Genomic DNA, 18,042 nt, shown 5'->3' with positions numbered 1-18,042 from the left:
CGAAGAGGTTCCACCCGTTCCCATGCCGAACACGGAAGTTAAGCTCTTCAGCGCCGATGGTAATGGGGTCTTGTGCCCTGTGAGAGTAGGACGTCGCCGGGCAAACGCAATCCGGAATGAACCTCGAGTTCATTCCGGATTGTTTTTTTATCCGTGACAAACACCGGATAAGCGGTAAACACATAAACTATGAAAAACTCCCGGCGCGCGGGTTTAAAAAATGAGAATAAGGTGAGACTGAAGGGTACGGAGGTGAGTCGAATGGAGAAGACGGTCCCGTCCCGGAAAAAGGGAGAAGTGTGTTTGATTTGCGAAACAGAACAAACGTCGGGGATTCATATTTGTGATCAGTTTATTTGTGTATCGTGCGAACAACGGATGGTGAAAACGAGTTCCGGGGATGCGACGTATCCTTATTATTTGAAGAAATTGAAGTCTTTGCGCTTGAGTCGTGTTTGTGATGAACATCGCCGCTAGATTGCAAGAAAAGGAGTCGGTTCGGCGGCTCCTTTTTTGTTTTGGGGAAAATGAAGAAATGACGACGGTATGATAAAATAGAATCATGAATACAGCACAGGATCAAACGCCTTTGTTCGATGCCTTGATCAAGCACGAACGGAGGAAGGCCGCCTCTTTTCATGTCCCTGGGCATAAATCCGGGAAATTGTTTCCCGGTCCGGCGATGAATTGGTATCGCCAGCTTTTGACGTTGGACGTGACGGAATTGCCGGGGCTGGACGATCTCCATGCGCCGGACGGTGCAATTCGGGAAGCGGAACGGTTGCTTTCCGACCTTTACGGAAGCGACGAGAGTTGGTTGCTCATCGGGGGTTCGACGGTGGGAAACCTGGCCATGCTTCGTGCCGCCTGCACTCGGGACGACCGCGTTCTCATTCAACGGAACGCGCATCAATCGATCTTAAACGGTGTGAAGCTGCTCGGCTTGCGCCCGGTCTTTCTCGCTCCCCGGCTTGACGCTGAAAGCGGGTTGGCCGTGACGCCGACGCCTTCGGCGTTGAAGGGCGCATTGGAACGGTATCCGGACGTTAAGGCCGTCGTTATTACCAATCCCAATTATTACGGATTGACTGCGGATTTACGGAAACTGATTGCTGAGGCACATCGTCACGGCATTCCGGCATTGGTCGATGAAGCTCACGGTGCACACTTTGTCGCAGGTGATCCTTTTCCTGCGTCTGCGCTTTCTTGCGGGGCCGATGCCGTCGTACATTCGGCGCATAAAACGTTGCCGGCGATGACGATGGGTGCCTATCTGCATGTGCAAGGAACGCGCGTCAGCCGTGAAAAAGTGAAAGAATCGCTGCGCATGCTGCAAAGCAGCAGTCCTTCGTACCCGATTCTAGCGTCACTTGATTTGGCCAGAGCTTTTGCGGCAAATTTTAAAAATCAAAACAAGGACGAGTTTTGGGAGGCAATTGAAAAGCTTCGCGGTCAGCTCCGCGAATTTCCGTCTTTTTCCTTGATTGAAGGCACGGCCAAGGATAAGGCTTACGAAAGGATCGATCCGTTAAAAGTTACGCTTCAATCGCGTTGCCGTTTGAGCGGGTTTCAGCTGGCCGAACGATTGCGTGAGAAAGCCATCGACGTGGAACTCGCCGATCCTGCGCATGTTTTGTTCGTTTTGCCTCTTTCCCGCACGTCGGATTTCGACCGTTTGATCGCAGCATTAAATAGCGTGTTGAAGGGGATTCCGCCGCTGGAAACGTTGACGAAAGCCGTCGTGCCGGAGCTCCCGTGGATTGCTGCACCGGTACCGATCGAGGGTAGAAAGACGCATGTCGTTCCATTGCAAGCGGCTGAGGGCTTGATAGCCGCTGAGGAAGTAACTCCGTATCCGCCGGGGGTGCCCGTGCTCGTCCGGGGGGAACCGATTACGGCTTCCCATATTGAAACGATTCGAAATTGGCACGAAGCCGGCGGACGTTTTCAAGCGGGAGCCGATGCAATGGCGGCAGGAATTCGCGTTGTCGATGAAGAATAAATACTTATCCGAGCGTAAGGAGAATGGTCGTGGGTGGTTTGTTTATTACGTTTGAGGGACCGGACGGTTCGGGAAAATCTACGCAAATCGGGTTGCTTTCCGAGCATTTGAAGTGTCGGGGGATTCCCCATGTCGTTACCCGGGAACCGGGCGGAACCGTCATCAGTGACAAGATTCGCAACATCCTGCTTGATCCGGATCACGGAGAAATGGTCAACGAAACGGAAGTGTTGTTATACGCTGCATCCCGAGCTCAGCATGTGCACGAAGTCATCCTTCCGGCATTGCGGCGAAACTGCGTTGTTCTATGTGATCGATTCGTTGATGCTTCGCTTGCCTATCAAGGATACGGCCTCGGCATCGATGCCGGGAAAGTGGCGGCGATCAGCCGGTTTGCCACGGGCGGACTTGTTCCGGACAGAAGTTATTTTTTCGATTTGTCGCCGGAAGAAGGGCGCAGAAGATTGGCAAACCGCAGAGGAATGGACCGAATCGAACAAAAAGCATTGAAATACCATGAACGGGTACGAGAAGGATTTCATCAACTGTATCAAAATGATCCGGAAAGAATTGTTTTGATAAATGGAGAAGCTGCCCGGGAACGGATTTTTGCCGAAGTGAGAAACGATTTCGAAAAATTATGGTTACCATTTGCAGAGGGAGCGGGTGTGAACGGCGATGAAGTTAATCATGGCGGTCATTCAAGATAAGGACAGCAATCGATTGTCGAACGCGTTGACGGAGCATCAATTTCAATCGACCAAATTGGCGAGCACCGGCGGTTTTTTGCGAGCCGGGAACACGACATTTTTGATCGGGACGGAGGATCACCGCGTCGACGACGCGATCCGAGTCATCAAGAACAGTTGTCAAAGCCGGGAGCAGTTGATGACACCGGGTACGCCGATGGGCGGAAATGCCGATACGTACGTACCTCACCCCGTCGAAGTCGAAGTGGGCGGGGCCACGGTGTTTGTCCTTCCAGTCGATCGATTTGAGCAGTTTTAAGCATCGTTTTAGGAGAACTGGATATGAAAATTTCCCGGGATTTGCAAGCAAAAACTAAATCGGGCGGCTCGCGGAAGGCGAAATCTTCGCAGCCGCCAGCTTCGTTTGACGGCATGGTTCGTCGAGAAGGGGACAGGCTGCGGGTTGAAGAGCTCGACCGCCTGTTTGCCGACCTCGAGAAGCAAGGCGAGCAATTGTTGCAGTCGCGGACGTTCACCGAATTTCTTCGTTTCAAGGATAAAGTGCGGCAATTTCTTCATGAAGCGGTGACCGTTGGGATGCGTCTTCGGAGAAAGAGGGAGTTTCATCCGCACAGCGGGACGCGTACGTTAACGACCGTCGAACAGGTCAACCGCCAATTGGAACAAATGACCCGTCATTTTCTCGGTGAACAAAAACAGTCGATCGATTTATTGGCGAAAATCGGAGAGATCGAAGGGTTGCTTTTGAATTTATACCGTTGAAAGAATGTGAAACGATGAGTTGGAACGCGTTAAAGCAAAAACAACCGAAAATCGTGAAAATCTTGACCAACAGTTTTAAAAAAGATCGCCTCGCCCATGCCTATTTGTTCGAAGGTGCAAAAGGCACCGGGAAAACCGAAGCGTCTTTTTTGTTCGCGAAAAGTTTTTTTTGCGAGCAAGATAGCATTGAGCCGTGCGGAAACTGCATAAATTGCAAGCGCATCGACTCCGGGAATCACCCGGATGTGCATGTGATCGAACCGGACGGGGCTTCGATCAAAAAAGGACAAGTTGCCGATTTGATTAAAGAGTTTTCGTATCGAGGCGTCGAATCGCGCAAGAAAGTGTACATTGTCCAACATGCCGACAAGATGACGGCGCAAGCGGCGAACGGATTGCTTAAGTTTCTTGAAGAACCGGGAGCGATGACTGCGGCTCTTTTATTAACGGAACAAATCCAGCAAATGTTGGCGACCATCGTCTCCCGTTGCCAAATCTTGTCGTTCTCACCGCTCGCTCCGATGGAAATCCAAGCCCAATTGCCGGGTCATATTGCGGAACCGTTGAAGAAAGCGGCGGTTTCGTTGACGAATGATATCCGGGAGGCGGAACGTCTTTGTTCGGATGAGTGGTTTGCACAAGCGAGAACAATGGTGGTACAATTGACAGAAGAGTTGCGAAGACATCCGTACGAAGCTTTCTTGTTCCTCGAAGATCATTGGCACGTTCATTTTCAAGAGCGTACCCAACACGAACGGGGACTTGATTTTCTTTTACTATGGTATCGGGACATTTTGCAAGTGCATTATGGTATAGACCGGACCATCGTTTTCGGCGACCAAAAGGAACGGCTGAAACAGGAAGCTCTGCGAACGGCGGAAAGCCGCACACTCGACCGAATCGAAGCTGTTCTTGAGGCGCGCAGGCGATTGGATGCCAATGTTCATGCACGCTCCGTCATGGAACAGTTAGTTTGGAAGTTACAGGAGGGATCGACACGTGTATGATGTGATCGGTGTTCGATTCAAAAAGGCCGGTAAGATTTATTATTTCGATCCCGGCAAACTGCAGACAGCCAGAGATGATTTCGTCATTGTCGAAACGGCGCGGGGCGTCGAGTACGGCAAAGTTGTCATAGATAAGAAAACCGTAGGGGAAAAGGACGTCGTTCTCCCGTTAAAGAAAGTGATTCGCATCGCGTCGAAGAAAGATCGGGCTCAAGTGGAAGAGAACCGCGAAGCTGCAACGGAAGCTTTCGACATTTGTTTGGAAAAAATAGCCAAGCACGGTTTGGAAATGAAGCTCGTGAACGCGGAATATACATTTGATCGCAATAAAGTCATTTTTTATTTTACCGCCGACGGCCGCGTCGATTTTCGCGAACTCGTGAAAGATTTGGCTTCGGTGTTCCGTACGAGAATTGAATTGCGTCAAATCGGCGTCCGCGACGAAGCGAAAATGTTGGGCGGCATCGGCCCTTGCGGTCGAATGCTTTGCTGTTCCACGTTTCTCGGTGATTTTGAACCCGTGTCGATCAAGATGGCGAAGGATCAAAATCTTTCGTTAAACCCTGCGAAAATCTCGGGTGTATGTGGACGGCTTATGTGCTGCTTGAAATACGAAAACGATCATTACGAAACGGCGAAGAAAGAGTTGCCGGACATCGGCGAGAAAATCGAAACGGGATATGGAAGAGGGCAAGTCGTCGGGTTGAACTTGCTCGAACGGATCGTTCAAATTAAGCTGAGTGAGCAGGATCGTGTCGTCGAATATACGCTGGACGAACTCATTCAGGAAGGATCTCTCTCTACTTAACCGCAGAACAGTTGGGGTGGAGCCGCGTGGAGAAAAAAGATATCTTTTCGCAAGTGAGCGTCATGGAGGAACAAATCGGTGAGTTGCACTCGGAACTCGGGCAATTGAAAGCGGAATTGGCTTCCCTTTTGGAGGAAAACCAGCGGTTGGTCATGGAAAACCGCCATTTGCGGAAAAGGTTGGGTTCGCTGGCCGAGGCTGACAATTCCGATGAATCCGGAATCTCTTCCCCGTACATCGGGGAAGGCTACGACAACCTCGCTCGTTTGTATCAAGAAGGCTTTCACATTTGTAATTTGCATTACGGAAGCATTCGAAAAGAAGGCGATTGCTTGTTTTGCTTGTCTTTTCTAAACAAAAAATAACCGAAGCCTTCCCTTCCGCGAGGAAGGGTTTTTTGCCGTAGGCGCAACAAGAACGTATCGGCCAAGAAATCGGCTGTCTTCGAGCGGGAAAGGAAGTAGTCATGACGGTGTTGAAAGAAAACGAACGATTGGATTATTTGTTTTTCGACCGACAACTGAAAATCATTCAAAGCTGCGATACGTTTGCTTTCTCCCTCGATTCCGTCCTTTTGGCTTCCTTTGTCCATGTTCCGATCCGAAAAGGAAGGCTGATTGATTTATGTTCCGGCAACGGTGCGGTTCCCCTCATGTTGTCAACAAGAACAAAAGGCGGCTTGACGGGTGTCGAAATTCAACCGTCGCTGCATGACATGGCGGTTCGAAGCGTCGCATGGAACGATCTTCAGGATCGGATTGAGCTTGTTTGCGGGGATGTACGTGACGCCCCCGAACAATTCGGGTATGGAAATTTCGATGTCGTTACGTGCAACCCTCCTTATTTCTCAACCGATCGCGAAGCCTCGAGGTCTCAAAACCCGGCGATTGCGAAGGCCCGTCATGAAATGGCGATCACGCTCGAGAAGATCGTTTCCACTGCTGAACAATTGCTCAAGCAAGGCGGGAGAGCAGCCTTTGTTTATCCGGCCGAAAAATTTCTCGATTTGGCCGGACTCCTGCGCTGCCATCGGCTGGAACCGAAACGGCTGTTGTGGGTTTATCCGCGCGAAGGCAAACGGGCCAACCGCGTGTTGATTGAAGGTATGAAAGATGGTCGTCCAGGCGCTGTAATTGAGGAACCGCTGATCGTCTACAACGATCAAAACGAGTATACGAAGGGATTGCGGAGCTATTGCGACATGTCGTCTATACGTTAAAATGCAAGGACGGAACGTATTACACCGGCTATACGAACGATTTGGAACGCCGGCTGAAGGCGCATGAGGATGGAAAAGGAGCAAAATATACGCGCGGGAGAGGTCCGTTTGAGCTCGTTCGGGAAGTCGAGTACGAGACGAAGTCGGACGCCATGCAAGCGGAATATGAGTTTAAACGATTGACGCGCAGGCAAAAAGAAGCGTTGATCGCTGAGGAAGCGGGAGGTAACGAACATGTGGATTCAGCAAAGTTATCGTAAGGAGACGGAAACCGGCGTGCTTTATCTCGTTCCGACGCCGATCGGAAATCTCGAGGACATGACGTTTCGCGCGGTTAAGCAATTGCAGGAAGCCGACCTCATTGCCGCCGAAGATACGAGAATGACGAAAAAATTATGCAGTCATTTTGAAATTCATACGCCGCTCGTCAGCTATCATGAACATAATAAGCTTCAGAGCGGAGTGCAGTTGATCAAGGAGCTGTCTGCCGGCAAGACCGTGGCGCTCGTCAGCGATGCCGGCATGCCGGCGATCTCCGATCCCGGTCAAGAGCTGGTCCAGGCATGCCTCGACGAAAACATCTTCGTCGTGCCGCTGCCGGGAGCGAATGCCGCGTTGCCCGCGCTTGTTGCTTCGGGCTTTGATACGCGTCAATTTTATTTTCACGGCTTTCCGCCGCGAACGAAAAAAGACAAGACTGCACTCTTTAACCGGTTGAAAACCATTCAGGCGACGTTGCTTTTCTATGAGTCGCCGCACCGGCTGAAAGATACGGTCGCGGCGATGAAAGAGCCGTTCGGCGGCCGGCGCATTTGCATCGGACGCGAGATGACAAAGACTTTCGAAGAGTGGATCCGCGGTTCGATGGATGAGGTCGCCGCATGGTTAGAAGGACGGACGGTCAAAGGGGAGATTTGCATCGTCGTCGAAGGCGGCGGCGAAATTGAGGAAGAAGACAAGCGCTGGTGGACGGATTTGGCGGTGGAGGAGCATGTGAGGCATTATGTCGAGATTCGCGGTTTGTCGAAGAAAGAGGCGATAAAAAAAACCGCCCGAGAGCGGGGCGTTCCGAAACGAGACGTCTATAACGCGGTTCACGCGGGCAAATAAAAACCCTGCAAAAAAAATGCAGGGTGGTTGTTATTGGGCTTTAGCGAGGTAGTCTCTCAGCTCGTCCAAAATTCTTTCGGCGCCTTCTTTGCTGAGAATCAGCTTTCCGTTGGCGAGAATCAAGTTGTCGTCGGAGACTTCCCCGGTGACTTGACAAGTCATGCTCGCCTTATACTTTTTCAAAACAATTCTGTCGTCATCAACGTAGATTTCCAGCGCGTCTTTTTCGTTGATGCCGAGTGTGCGCCGCAATTCGATCGGAATTACGACCCGTCCGAGTTCATCGACTTTTCGGACAATACCAGTAGATTTCATAATGTTTCTTCCTCCCCAAAAGTTTTCAATCCCGATAAAAAACGCCAGGATTCGACAAAGCAAAGCTTTGTTTTTATAGTACCAGTGTTTCCCAAGAGCGTCAATCATTTTCTTTAAAAATTCTAATACTTACGTGTATCAAGCAATATCGTTGATTTTCAACTTAATTGCCGAACCGAAAATGATCCAAATCGTACCTCTTCATCGTTCGACAATGTTCGACATTCATTGAAGGTGTCTCTTATAGAAAATCGTACGGCAGGTGCAAGCAATGACCGTCCTTGACATTCATTTGTCAATTTCGGTATAGTTTGATGAAGGAAATTAGGGAGGATTTGCGCATGAAACAGGATCGAACCTTTTATGTCACAACCCCAATTTATTATCCGAGCGGAAAACTACATATCGGAAATGTATACACGACAGTGGCTTGCGATGCCATCGCCCGATACAAACGATTGCGCGGCTATGACGTCAAGTATTTGACGGGAACGGACGAGCACGGCCAGAAGATCCAGAAAAAGGCGGATGACGCCGGCGTAACGCCGAAACAGTATGTCGATGACATCGTTGCCGGAATTAAGGAGCTGTGGAAAGAACTCGATATTTCCAACGACGATTTTATTCGGACGACGGAATCCCGCCACAAAAAGGTCGTTCAGAAAATTTTTCAAAAATTGCTCGATCAAGGCGATATTTACCTCGGCGAATACGAAGGCTGGTATTGCCGGGAGTGCGAATCGTTTTTCACCGACCGCCAGTTAACTGACGGCAAGTGTCCCGATTGCGGCCGCGATGTGCAAAAGGTAAAGGAACAATCGTATTTCTTCAAAACGAGCAAATATGCCGAGAGGCTTTTGCAATATTACGAAGATCATCCGGACTTCGTCCAACCGGTTTCCCGGAAAAACGAAATGGTGAACAATTTTATCAAACCGGGGCTTGACGATCTTTCGGTTTCGCGTACGTCTGTGGAATGGGGGATCCCTGTTCCGAGCGATCCGAAACATGTTATCTACGTTTGGATCGATGCTTTGACGAATTACATTACCGCCCTCGGCTACGGTACCGAAGACGAAAGCGACTATGAAAAGTATTGGCCGGCGGACGTTCAACTGGTCGGAAAAGACATTATTCGTTTTCATATCATCTACTGGCCGATCATGCTCATGGCGCTCGGCTTGCCATTGCCGAAGAAGATTTTCGGCCATGGCTGGATCTTAATGAAAGACGGAAAAATGTCGAAATCCAAAGGCAATGTAATTTATCCATTGATGCTTTCGGAGCGGTACGGTTTGGATGCGCTGCGTTACTATTTGCTTCGTGAAGTTCCGTTTGGCGATGACGGCGTATTCACTCCCGAAGGTTTCGTCGACCGGGTGAATTACGATTTGGCCAATGACCTTGGGAACCTTCTCAACCGAACGGTGGCGATGATCGCACAATATTTCGACGGTGAAATTCCGGCTTATGCGGGAAACGTGACGCCGTATGACGAATCGCTGTTGGAAATGGTCCGTGATACGATCGCTAAAGTCGAGGATAAAATGGAAAACATGGAGTTTTCTGTTGCCCTATCATCGATTTGGGAATTGGTTCGCCGCACAAACAAGTACATTGACGAAACGGAGCCTTGGGTATTGGCGAAAAAAGCCGAGGAGCGGGAGAAACTCGCTTCGGTCATGACGCATCTAGCCGAATCCTTGCGTCATATTTCCGTGCTTATTTCGCCGTTCATGACAAGAACGCCGAAGAAGATTTGGGAACAACTCGGCATCGCAGAGGGAGAACTCACTTCTTGGGAGTCTTTGGGTGAGTTTGGCCGGATGCCGAAAAGCGCGCAAGTGAACAAAGGCGAGCCGATATTTCCACGGTTGGACGTGAGTAAAGAAGTGGAGTATATCGTTGAGAAAATGCAACAAACGAAGCCTGCAGCGGCTCCGGCGAAAAAACAACCGTCCGAAGACGGAGTCCTATCGTTCGACGAGTTCTCGAAGGTCGATTTACGAGTCGCACAGGTGATCAAGGCTGAGCCGGTCAAGAAAGCGGATCGCCTGCTGAAATTGCAATTGGATCTCGGGACCGAAAAACGGCAAGTCGTGTCCGGCATCGCCGAGCATTACAAACCGGAGGAACTCGTCGGAAAAAAAGTCATCTGCGTCGCGAATTTAAAACCGGTCAAATTGAGGGGAGAAACCTCTGAAGGCATGATTCTCGCAGGTGACGCCGGAACCGAATTGAAAGTCACTTTTGTTGACGAAGCTATCCCAAATGGTACAAAAATTAAGTAAAAGTCGTAATAAATGGTAAGATCGCCCTATTCGGGCGATTTTTTTTTAGGTCATAAAGCCTGTATTATGGTTTGTAATGGAAATGTAACGAAATTGAAAACGAATTATTCGTTGTTTGAAATATAAATTGTGTTAAACTGTGCGAGTATGATTGCCAATAAAGGAGTCGGTCATGTTATTCGATACGCATACGCATGTCAACGTGAAACAATTTGACGATGATCGAGAGGAAGTCATTCAACGGGCTCGGGAAGCCGGCGTTGATCATATGGTTGTCGTTGGATTTGACCGTGACACGATTGACGGAGCGATGGCCCTCGCCGAACGTTATGACTTCATGTACGCGGCGGTCGGTTGGCATCCGGTAGATGCCGTCGACGCGACTGAGCAAGATTTTACCCGGATCGAACAACTAGCGGCGCATCCGAAAGTTGTCGCGATCGGGGAAACGGGTCTCGACTATCATTGGGACAAATCGCCGGCGGACGTGCAAAAGGAAGTATTCCGAAAGCAAATCGCGCTCGCGAAGCGTGTGGATTTGCCAATCATCATACATAATCGCGAAGCAACGAACGACATCATAGAAGTCTTGCAACAAGAAAATGCAGCCGAAGTCGGCGGGATCATGCATTGTTTCAGCGCCGGGACCGAAGAAGCGAAGAAATGTCTGGACATGAATTTTTACCTTTCGTTCGGAGGTCCTGTGACGTTCAAAAACGCCAAATTGCCGAAACGTGTGGCGAAAGAAGTGCCGCTTGACCGTATTTTAGTTGAAACGGATTGTCCGTTTCTGAGCCCGCACCCGTTTCGAGGGAAAAGAAACGAGCCGTCCCGCGTGAAATTGGTGGCTGAAACGATTGCTGAATTGAAAGAAATTGCATTTGAAGAGCTGGCGAGGCAAACTTCGGAAAACGCCAAAAGGGTTTTTCGTCTCGATCCGTAACCGTCGAGTCGGTTCTATCTTAATGCGTGGTTACATACAATTTGTTGGCAGAGAAGGAGGTGGATTTCTCGATGTCTTTGAACTTTCCCGTTACCGGGCGGGCGAAGAAATGGTGGATGACATTGCTGTCGTTTGCCGTTCTCAGCGCCGCGTTCGGCTGGTTGGCTTACCAGTTGACGGCCAAACAAGTGACCGTCATTCTTGACGGCAAGAAACAACAATTGACGGCCCATGCGGCCACCGTCGGAGATTTATTAGAAGATTTGAACGTTGGCGTAAGTCCACATGACTTCGTTAAACCGGGCGTAGACGCAAAGCTTTCCGATGAGCTCACCATTAAATGGGAACCGGCGATACAGGTGACGTTCGATCGCAATGGAAAAAGCGAAACGGCCTGGACGACGGCGGATACGGTGGCGGGCATGCTGGCATCGATGCAAATCGATGTCGGTGATCACGATCAATTGACGCCGAGTCTCGATACACCGATCAGCGAAGGAATGACAATCTCTTACGACTCCGGATTTCAAGTAAAATTGAACATCGGCGGAAAAAACAAGACGATCTGGACAACAGCCAAAGATTCGACGACGGTCGCTGACTTTTTAAAGAAAATGGGCATCAACTATGACAACAATGATGAAATTAAGCCGGAACTGGACACTTTATTGACTGCGGCTGAGGAAATCAACGTCACTTACATTAAAAAGGTCACCGATGTTGTGGAACAACCGATCGATTTTGCCGTAATCACGAAGAAGGACGATTCTCTCGCAAAGGGAGAAGAACGCGTCATTCAAAGCGGTGAAGAAGGAAAAATCGAGAAAACGTACGAAATTACGTTGAGAAACGGAAAAGAAGTGAAACGCGAGTTGGTCAGCAAGAAAAAGGTGAAGGATAGCCGGGATCGAATCGTCGCGGTAGGCACGAGGGTGAACCGGCAGCCTTCCAGGGGCGGCGGCAGCGATTCCACCCCGACGGTCAACGGAGACGTTAAGCAATTTTATATGAGCAGTACGGCGTATACGGCCAGTTGCAACGGCTGCTCCGGCATTACGAGTACAGGGATTAACTTAAAAGCAAATCCGGATGCAAAAGTGATTGCGGTCGATCCGAATCTGATCCCGCTCGGTTCGAGGGTGTGGGTCCAAGGTTACGGATACGCAATTGCCGCAGACACCGGAGGAGCGATCCACGGCCACCATATCGACGTGTTTTTCCCGACGAAGAGCAGTGCTTACCGCTGGGGGCGGCGCACCGTTCTCGTCAAGGTATTGGATTGATGAATCGCAGAGGAATTTTCCTCTGCGTTCTTTTTATGTAACAATAAGACGACAAGAAGGTTAAAAAAGTTTCATTATAATGGAAGGAAATTGTATGAAAATCAAAGAATGGATTGTCGTGGAAGGAAAGAGCGATACGATCGCTGTGCAAAGGGCGGTCAATGCCGATACGATCGAAACGAACGGATCGGCGGTCAATGAAAGCACGATTGAGCAAATTCGATTGGCGCAAAAGAAAAGAGGGGTTATCGTGTTAACGGACCCGGATTACGCAGGCAAAAGGATTCGCAATATCATTCGTGAACGCGTGCCGGGCTGCAAGCATGCTTTCATCCCGAGAGAAGAGGCGTTTCGTGCAGGAAAGCCGAGTCTCGGGGTGGAGCATGCATCGCCTGAAGTGATTCGCAAGGCGCTCGCCAACGTGAAGCAGGAAATGCCGGAAACCGAAGCGACGATCACGAAAACGGATTTAATTGATGCAGGGCTGATGGCCGGGCCGGCTGCGAAGCGGCGGAGGGAAGCGCTCGGACGGTTGCTGCATATCGGATACGCCAACGGAAAACAGCTGCATAAGAGGCTCGCGGCGTTTCAGATTACGAAAGAAGAGTTTGCCGAGGCGTGCCGGCGCTTGGATCAGGAGGAACAAGCATGACGAAAAACATTGCCTCACCGGGAAAAACAAAAGCATTGCTCCGTGAACATGGATTGTCATTGAAAAAAAGCCTCGGGCAAAATTTTTTAATTGATGCCGCGGTTTTGGATCGCATTACGGAAGTTTTGCAGTTGTCCAGCGGGGACGGCGTCCTGGAAATCGGACCAGGCATCGGTGCGCTCACACAGCAGCTGGCCCGGCGTGCTGACCGTGTTGTCGCTGTGGAGATCGATGAACGGATGGTAAAAGTTTTACGTTGCTTGTTCGCCGACGAAGAGCGCGTGACAGTCATCCATGAAGATTTTTTAAAGGTCGATTTGAACGACTTGATTTCAGAGCAATTCAAGCCTGGACAGCGCGTCACTGTCGCCGCAAATTTGCCGTATTACATCACCACCCCCATTTTATTAAAATTGGTTCACAGCGGACTCTCGTTTGAAAAGATTGTCGTCATGGTGCAAAAAGAAGTCGCCGAGCGGATTGCTGCTTCCCCCGGGGATAAAAATTACGGATCGCTCTCGATCGCTGTGCAATATTACGCGCACGCGAGTACTGCTCTTACCGTACCGAAGACAGCGTTTCTTCCAAACCCGAAAGTCGATTCCGCGGTCTTGGCGTTGGTGATGCGGCCCGATCCGGCAGTGGAAGTCGCTGACGAAGATTTCTTCTTCAAAGTCGTTCGAAATGCGTTCAAACAACGGCGAAAGACGATTTACAACAACCTTTCGCGCAACTTGCTCCCAAACGTCGACAAACCAGTGTTGATGGCTTGTTTTGAAAACAGCGGCATCGATCCGAAACGGCGTGCCGAAACCGTTTCTTTGCGTGAATTTGCGGCGCTTAGCGATGAGTTGCTGCCGCTCGCCCGTCATTAAGAGCATTTTTTCCCTTTCCCGTACATAGGATAGAATGACGGTCGAGCAGGAGGGGAGCACATGAACATACAGGCGGGAGACATTGTGGCACGGCGCTCATACGATTGCGACGTGCTGTTTCGTGTGGAACGTATAGCCGAAAACGGAATTGTGCATTTGGCTGGAGAAGATTTAAGGCTTTATGCCGATGCGCCCTACGATGATCTCGTTCCGATGAGCAGGGACGAATTGAAAGCATACAGAAAGCAAACGGCGAAGAAGGAAGCGTACTCCTTTCGGTTGTTTCGCCAGGATTATCAATTGTTGAAAATGAAAAGGGATTACACCGCAACGGGCGGATACGTCAGGGAAGACCGTTATTTTGAATTGCCGGGAAAAGTGCTGCATTTGGACGGAGACGCGAATTATTTGAAGAAGTGTTTAGCTTTGTACGAAAAGCTCGGCGTTCCCGTTTACGGCCATTTTGTTAAGGAAACGAACATGGCGCAGGAAATTTGCGGCTGGATGGAGAAGGTCAACCCCGACATCGTCGTGCTCACGGGACATGATGCGTATGTGCGGAGCAAAGGGGCAAAGCACGAGTTGAACGCTTACCGCCATTCCCGCGATTACATCAGCGCGGTGAAAAGTGCCAGAAGCATGATTTCGCACTTGGACCATTTGGTCATTTTCGCAGGCGCCTGTCAGTCGCATTTTGAGGGAATCATTCGGGCCGGCGCCAATTATGCAAGTTCACCGAGACGGGTCAACATCCATGCACTGGATCCCGTCTACATTGCGGCCAAAATCAGCCTGACTTCTTTTATGGATCGGGTAACGGTATGGGAAGCGTTGAAAAACACATTGTCGGGCGAAAAAGGCGTCGGAGGCGTCGAAACGAAAGGGATCTTGCGAACCGGCATGCCCATTGCCGGTTCGCATGACGATGAAGATGACAGCTCGCCGTCCAATGAATAAGGATGCCGCATCTTGCGCATCTTAAAAAAAAAAGAAATTGTTAATTGACACCCGAAAATTTGCTTGTTATAATTAAATGTTTTCTTTGACAAATCTTCACAATTGATGTATACTCATACATAAGTGAGGTGGATGGTAAATGGCCAAAACGATTTTGGATATCAAGCGTTCATTGGAAACACAGGTCGGTCAACGTTTGACTTTGAAAGCGAACGGCGGTCGCCGGAAAACCATTGAAAGATCAGGTGTATTAGAAGAAACCTATCCAGCAGTGTTTATCGTCAAGCTCGATCCGGAAAGCAATTCGTTCGAAAGGGTATCTTACAGCTACACTGACGTTTTGACAGAATCGGTGGAACTCACTTTTACCGAGACAGGAACCATGGCGGCGAGCGGGCAGTAATTTTTCTGTCCTGCTATTGCCACTTGGATACATAAGGAATGGATAAACGCCCTCTTTTGTGCGAAGCCTAAGAATGCCGCGGCCGTGTGCCGCGGCGGCACAAAAGGGGCGTTTTTTCGCGGCTTCATGCGTCGGAAAACCGGAAAGGGGTTCATCAGCATGAGCAGAAGAGGCGGCGTCATGTCCGATCGTTTGAAAGTCGAGATTGCCAAAGAACTCGGCTTTTACGAAACGGTGGAAAAAGAAGGATGGGGAGGCATTCGCGCCCGCGACGCGGGAAATATGGTCAAGCGGGCGATTGAGATTGCCGAAAGACAATTGGAGCAAGAAAAATAACTAAACCGAAGCCTTTCGGCTTCGGTTTTTTCATGTTTGGGCCGTTGGTCGAAGCCTTTCGGCTTCGATTTTTTCATGTATAATGAAATGGATCGTGTTTGCGGAAGTGAAGGTGATGAAAAATGAAATTGTTCATGAAGGCGCCGGCGAAAATCAATTTAGCGTTGGATGTGTTAAATAAAAGGGACGACGGTTACCATGAAGTAAAAATGGTGATGACGACGATCGATCTCGCCGATCGACTGGAACTCGAATGCACCGATCACGAAAAAATTCGCGTCAGCACTTCCTCGGGGTTCTTGCCCGAGGATCATCGGAATCTCGCTTATCGAGCGGCTCAGTTGCTGCAGACGCGCTTTGAGGTCAACAAAGGAGTGACCATCAGCATAGACAAGCAAATTCCGGTTGCGGCCGGACTGGCCGGAGGAAGCAGTGATGCCGCTGCCGTCCTCAGGGGATTGAACCGATTGTGGCGGCTCAACTTATCAATGCAGGAGCTCGCTGAAATCGGTAGTGAAATCGGTTCAGACGTAGCTTTCTGTGTATATGGAGGCACCGCTGTCGCCACGGGAAGAGGAGAAATTTTATCACCGATATCTCCACCGCCTCCGTGCTGGGTGGTGCTTGCGAAACCGAATGTCGGCGTTTCAACGAAAGACATGTATCGGCAATTGCAAATGGGGGACATCAAACATCCCGACGTCGATGGCCTTGTCGAAGCGATCGAACGACGGAACTATCGGAAGATGTGCGAAAAAATGGAGAACGTGTTTGAGCCGCTCGTCATGAAAAAAGTTTCGCAAGTGGCGCTCATTAAACGAAAGATGAACGATTTAGGCGCCGACGGCGTGCTGATGAGCGGAAGCGGTCCGACGGTGTTCGCCTTGACTAAGTCGGAATCGCGAATGCGCAGACTCGTGAACGGGCTCAGAGGTTTTTGTCCGAACGTCTATCATGTACGGTCGATGGGCGGCAAGGAGACTTGAGAAAACCCGTACAAAAGTGGTATAGTCACCTTAGATTATTCGTTTTTGGGGGTAAATTCGGGCATGAAGTTAAAGCGAAGCGGCAGACTGGTCGATATGACGCGGTATTTGCTCAACCATCCGCATGAACTCATCTCGTTGACTTATTTTTCCGATCGTTATCAGGCGGCGAAATCTTCGATCAGCGAGGATCTTGACATCGTGAAGGAAAGTTTCGAAACGCAAAAAGCGGGCGAGCTCGTGACCGTTCCCGGCGCCGCAGGCGGCGTGAAATACATACCGAGGACAGACGTAGGGGAAGCAGCAGAAACCGTGGAAAAGCTTCGAAACCAGCTTGAAAAATCGGATCGCTGGCTGCCCGGAGGGTATTTGTATATGACCGATTTGCTTGGATCCCCGCGCTACGTCAATGAAATCGGAAGGCTGTTTGCTTCTGCCTATGCCGACGAAAATGTGGATATTGTGATGACAATGGAAACGAAAGGCATTCCGCTTGCCTATGCTACCGCATCCCAACTCGGCGTGCCCGTTGTCATCGTGCGGCGCGCCGGACGCGTCACCGAAGGTTCCACGGTTAGCATCAATTACGTATCCGGTTCAACGAGACGCATTCAATCGATGGCGCTTGCGCGAAGAAGTTTGCCGGCCGGATCAAACGTGCTGATCATCGACGATTTCATGAAGGCCGGGGGCACGATCCGCGGCATGATCAATTTGCTCGAGGAATTCGATGCATCGCTTGCCGGTGTTGGCGTCTTTGTTGAAACGAAGGAAGTGAGCCAACGGCTCGTAGAGAATTACTTGTCATTGCTGCGTTTTGCCGATTTCGACGAGGAGAGTCAAACGGTTCGGATGGAAAAGGGAAGTTTTTTCGAACAAACTTTTGAACGAGAACAAGGAGATGAAGCGCAATGAAGAGCGTGCATACGACAGAAGCCCCCGAAGCGATCGGCCCTTATTCCCAAGGCATTGTATCGGGAAACTTGTTTTACAGTTCGGGGCAAATTCCATTGACTCCCGAAGGAAAGTTGGTTGAAGGCGGAATCCATGAGCAAACCCATCAAGTGTTTCGAAATTTACAAGCCGTTCTCAAAGCTGCGGGCGCATCTCTGGAATCCGTCGTGAAAACGACGGTGTTCGTGCAAAACATGGAAGATTTTCAAGAAGTGAACGCGGTTTACGGAAGTTATTTCAAACATCATCAGCCTGCGCGCTCCTGCGTCGAAGTGTCGAAACTGCCCAAAGGTGCGCAAATCGAAATCGAGGTTGTCGCGCAAGTCGGTTAGCTGCCATAAGGCAGTTTTTTTTTCGTTGTTTGGATTCGACCTCTCGAATACGATCAAGTTGATCGTCAGTTAAAACCGGTGTCAGAGAGAGCAAGTT

At 49.9% G+C, this 18,042-nt stretch carries 23 protein-coding genes and 1 rRNA gene; 23 read left to right on the top strand and 1 reads right to left on the bottom strand.

Features of this window, described 5'->3' with window-relative positions; all coding sequences use genetic code 11:
* The 12 genes from rrf to rsmI form a co-directional block, all read left to right on the top strand.
* Nucleotides 1–102 (top strand): 5S ribosomal RNA (gene rrf / locus VFK44_14175); the annotation flags it as partial.
* Nucleotides 103–261: 159 nt separating this feature from the next.
* Nucleotides 262–477 (top strand): sigma factor G inhibitor Gin, encoded by a 216-nt coding sequence (locus VFK44_14170; GenBank protein HET7629515.1) that lies wholly within the window; start codon nucleotides 262–264, stop codon nucleotides 475–477.
* 85 nt (nucleotides 478–562) lie between these two features.
* Complete coding sequence (locus tag VFK44_14165) at nucleotides 563–2,002, top strand: aminotransferase class I/II-fold pyridoxal phosphate-dependent enzyme (protein HET7629514.1); 1,440 nt, start codon at nucleotides 563–565, stop codon at nucleotides 2,000–2,002.
* 29 nt (nucleotides 2,003–2,031) lie between these two features.
* The gene (gene tmk, locus VFK44_14160; GenBank protein ID HET7629513.1) at nucleotides 2,032–2,712 is read left to right on the top strand and encodes a dTMP kinase; all 681 of its coding nucleotides are present in this window, start codon (nucleotides 2,032–2,034) and stop codon (nucleotides 2,710–2,712) included.
* Nucleotides 2,681–3,010, top strand: coding sequence for a cyclic-di-AMP receptor (locus VFK44_14155; GenBank protein HET7629512.1), 330 nt, complete (start codon nucleotides 2,681–2,683; stop codon nucleotides 3,008–3,010). The genes tmk and VFK44_14155 overlap by 32 nt, the downstream gene beginning before the upstream one ends.
* Before the next feature lie 23 nt (nucleotides 3,011–3,033).
* Entirely contained in the window at nucleotides 3,034–3,474 is a 441-nt protein-coding gene (locus VFK44_14150) for a YaaR family protein (protein HET7629511.1), read from the top strand.
* A gap of 14 nt (nucleotides 3,475–3,488) precedes the next feature.
* A complete protein-coding gene (holB, locus tag VFK44_14145; GenBank protein HET7629510.1) occupies nucleotides 3,489–4,481 on the top strand; it encodes a DNA polymerase III subunit delta' in 993 nt (330 codons plus the stop codon).
* A complete protein-coding gene (locus VFK44_14140; GenBank protein ID HET7629509.1) occupies nucleotides 4,474–5,289 on the top strand; it encodes a stage 0 sporulation family protein in 816 nt (271 codons plus the stop codon). Before holB ends, VFK44_14140 begins: the two co-directional genes overlap by 8 nt.
* A gap of 26 nt (nucleotides 5,290–5,315) precedes the next feature.
* On the top strand, nucleotides 5,316–5,654 hold the full coding sequence (gene yabA, locus VFK44_14135; protein HET7629508.1) for a DNA replication initiation control protein YabA: 339 nt from the start codon (nucleotides 5,316–5,318) through the stop codon (nucleotides 5,652–5,654).
* Nucleotides 5,655–5,755: 101 nt separating this feature from the next.
* Nucleotides 5,756–6,508, top strand: a complete 753-nt coding sequence (locus VFK44_14130; protein ID HET7629507.1) for a tRNA1(Val) (adenine(37)-N6)-methyltransferase — start codon at nucleotides 5,756–5,758, stop codon at nucleotides 6,506–6,508.
* Complete coding sequence (locus VFK44_14125) at nucleotides 6,484–6,768, top strand: GIY-YIG nuclease family protein (GenBank protein HET7629506.1); 285 nt, start codon at nucleotides 6,484–6,486, stop codon at nucleotides 6,766–6,768. Before VFK44_14130 ends, VFK44_14125 begins: the two co-directional genes overlap by 25 nt.
* The gene (gene rsmI / locus VFK44_14120) at nucleotides 6,743–7,618 is read left to right on the top strand and encodes a 16S rRNA (cytidine(1402)-2'-O)-methyltransferase (GenBank protein HET7629505.1); all 876 of its coding nucleotides are present in this window, start codon (nucleotides 6,743–6,745) and stop codon (nucleotides 7,616–7,618) included. Before VFK44_14125 ends, rsmI begins: the two co-directional genes overlap by 26 nt.
* 30 nt (nucleotides 7,619–7,648) lie before the next feature.
* On the opposite strand, the gene VFK44_14115 is transcribed toward rsmI, so the two are convergent.
* Complete coding sequence (locus VFK44_14115; protein HET7629504.1) at nucleotides 7,649–7,933, bottom strand: AbrB/MazE/SpoVT family DNA-binding domain-containing protein; 285 nt, start codon at nucleotides 7,931–7,933, stop codon at nucleotides 7,649–7,651.
* A gap of 341 nt (nucleotides 7,934–8,274) precedes the next feature.
* On the opposite strand from VFK44_14115, the gene metG reads away from it, so the two are divergent.
* From metG to VFK44_14060, 11 genes are all read left to right on the top strand, one after another.
* A complete protein-coding gene (gene metG, locus VFK44_14110) occupies nucleotides 8,275–10,224 on the top strand; it encodes a methionine--tRNA ligase (GenBank protein ID HET7629503.1) in 1,950 nt (649 codons plus the stop codon).
* A 172-nt stretch (nucleotides 10,225–10,396) separates the two neighbouring features.
* Complete coding sequence (locus tag VFK44_14105) at nucleotides 10,397–11,167, top strand: TatD family hydrolase (protein ID HET7629502.1); 771 nt, start codon at nucleotides 10,397–10,399, stop codon at nucleotides 11,165–11,167.
* Nucleotides 11,168–11,238: 71 nt separating this feature from the next.
* The gene (locus tag VFK44_14100; GenBank protein ID HET7629501.1) at nucleotides 11,239–12,450 is read left to right on the top strand and encodes a ubiquitin-like domain-containing protein; all 1,212 of its coding nucleotides are present in this window, start codon (nucleotides 11,239–11,241) and stop codon (nucleotides 12,448–12,450) included.
* 94 nt (nucleotides 12,451–12,544) lie between these two features.
* The gene (gene rnmV, locus VFK44_14095; protein HET7629500.1) at nucleotides 12,545–13,102 is read left to right on the top strand and encodes a ribonuclease M5; all 558 of its coding nucleotides are present in this window, start codon (nucleotides 12,545–12,547) and stop codon (nucleotides 13,100–13,102) included.
* The gene (rsmA, locus tag VFK44_14090) at nucleotides 13,099–13,977 is read left to right on the top strand and encodes a 16S rRNA (adenine(1518)-N(6)/adenine(1519)-N(6))-dimethyltransferase RsmA (protein ID HET7629499.1); all 879 of its coding nucleotides are present in this window, start codon (nucleotides 13,099–13,101) and stop codon (nucleotides 13,975–13,977) included. The genes rnmV and rsmA overlap by 4 nt, the downstream gene beginning before the upstream one ends.
* A 60-nt stretch (nucleotides 13,978–14,037) precedes the next feature.
* Nucleotides 14,038–14,934, top strand: a complete 897-nt coding sequence (yabG, locus tag VFK44_14085) for a sporulation peptidase YabG (GenBank protein HET7629498.1) — start codon at nucleotides 14,038–14,040, stop codon at nucleotides 14,932–14,934.
* 139 nt (nucleotides 14,935–15,073) lie between these two features.
* Nucleotides 15,074–15,337, top strand: coding sequence for a Veg family protein (locus tag VFK44_14080; protein HET7629497.1), 264 nt, complete (start codon nucleotides 15,074–15,076; stop codon nucleotides 15,335–15,337).
* Between the two features lie 159 nt (nucleotides 15,338–15,496).
* Nucleotides 15,497–15,673 (top strand): small, acid-soluble spore protein, alpha/beta type, encoded by a 177-nt coding sequence (locus VFK44_14075; GenBank protein HET7629496.1) that lies wholly within the window; start codon nucleotides 15,497–15,499, stop codon nucleotides 15,671–15,673.
* A gap of 122 nt (nucleotides 15,674–15,795) precedes the next feature.
* Entirely contained in the window at nucleotides 15,796–16,659 is an 864-nt protein-coding gene (ispE, locus tag VFK44_14070) for a 4-(cytidine 5'-diphospho)-2-C-methyl-D-erythritol kinase (GenBank protein ID HET7629495.1), read from the top strand.
* A 63-nt stretch (nucleotides 16,660–16,722) separates the two neighbouring features.
* On the top strand, nucleotides 16,723–17,574 hold the full coding sequence (gene purR / locus VFK44_14065) for a pur operon repressor (protein ID HET7629494.1): 852 nt from the start codon (nucleotides 16,723–16,725) through the stop codon (nucleotides 17,572–17,574).
* The gene (locus tag VFK44_14060; protein HET7629493.1) at nucleotides 17,571–17,945 is read left to right on the top strand and encodes a RidA family protein; all 375 of its coding nucleotides are present in this window, start codon (nucleotides 17,571–17,573) and stop codon (nucleotides 17,943–17,945) included. The genes purR and VFK44_14060 overlap by 4 nt, the downstream gene beginning before the upstream one ends.
* Nucleotides 17,946–18,042: the final 97 nt, after the last annotated feature.

This window comes from Bacillales bacterium (assembly GCA_035700025.1).
In the GTDB taxonomy this organism is placed as follows: Bacteria; Bacillota; Bacilli; order Bacillales; family DASSOY01; genus DASSOY01.
This window is presented reverse-complemented; position numbering and strand designations above follow the sequence as displayed.

Bases quoted from the DNA above. Each gene is read 5' to 3' on its own strand.
- VFK44_14170 (HET7629515.1), top strand. From the start codon at position 262: ATGGAGAAGACGGTCCCGTCCCGGAAAAAGGGAGAAGTGTGTTTGATT.
- VFK44_14165 (HET7629514.1), top strand. From the start codon at position 563: ATGAATACAGCACAGGATCAAACGCCTTTGTTCGATGCCTTGATCAAG.
- VFK44_14155 (HET7629512.1), top strand. From the start codon at position 2,681: ATGAAGTTAATCATGGCGGTCATTCAAGATAAGGACAGCAATCGATTG.
- VFK44_14150 (HET7629511.1), top strand. From the start codon at position 3,034: ATGAAAATTTCCCGGGATTTGCAAGCAAAAACTAAATCGGGCGGCTCG.
- holB (HET7629510.1), top strand. From the start codon at position 3,489: ATGAGTTGGAACGCGTTAAAGCAAAAACAACCGAAAATCGTGAAAATC.
- VFK44_14130 (HET7629507.1), top strand. From the start codon at position 5,756: ATGACGGTGTTGAAAGAAAACGAACGATTGGATTATTTGTTTTTCGAC.
- rsmI (HET7629505.1), top strand. From the start codon at position 6,743: ATGTGGATTCAGCAAAGTTATCGTAAGGAGACGGAAACCGGCGTGCTT.
- VFK44_14115 (HET7629504.1), bottom strand. From the start codon at position 7,933: ATGAAATCTACTGGTATTGTCCGAAAAGTCGATGAACTCGGACGGGTC.
- metG (HET7629503.1), top strand. From the start codon at position 8,275: ATGAAACAGGATCGAACCTTTTATGTCACAACCCCAATTTATTATCCG.
- VFK44_14105 (HET7629502.1), top strand. From the start codon at position 10,397: ATGTTATTCGATACGCATACGCATGTCAACGTGAAACAATTTGACGAT.
- VFK44_14100 (HET7629501.1), top strand. From the start codon at position 11,239: ATGTCTTTGAACTTTCCCGTTACCGGGCGGGCGAAGAAATGGTGGATG.
- rnmV (HET7629500.1), top strand. From the start codon at position 12,545: ATGAAAATCAAAGAATGGATTGTCGTGGAAGGAAAGAGCGATACGATC.
- rsmA (HET7629499.1), top strand. From the start codon at position 13,099: ATGACGAAAAACATTGCCTCACCGGGAAAAACAAAAGCATTGCTCCGT.
- yabG (HET7629498.1), top strand. From the start codon at position 14,038: ATGAACATACAGGCGGGAGACATTGTGGCACGGCGCTCATACGATTGC.
- VFK44_14080 (HET7629497.1), top strand. From the start codon at position 15,074: ATGGCCAAAACGATTTTGGATATCAAGCGTTCATTGGAAACACAGGTC.
- VFK44_14075 (HET7629496.1), top strand. From the start codon at position 15,497: ATGAGCAGAAGAGGCGGCGTCATGTCCGATCGTTTGAAAGTCGAGATT.
- ispE (HET7629495.1), top strand. From the start codon at position 15,796: ATGAAATTGTTCATGAAGGCGCCGGCGAAAATCAATTTAGCGTTGGAT.
- purR (HET7629494.1), top strand. From the start codon at position 16,723: ATGAAGTTAAAGCGAAGCGGCAGACTGGTCGATATGACGCGGTATTTG.
- VFK44_14060 (HET7629493.1), top strand. From the start codon at position 17,571: ATGAAGAGCGTGCATACGACAGAAGCCCCCGAAGCGATCGGCCCTTAT.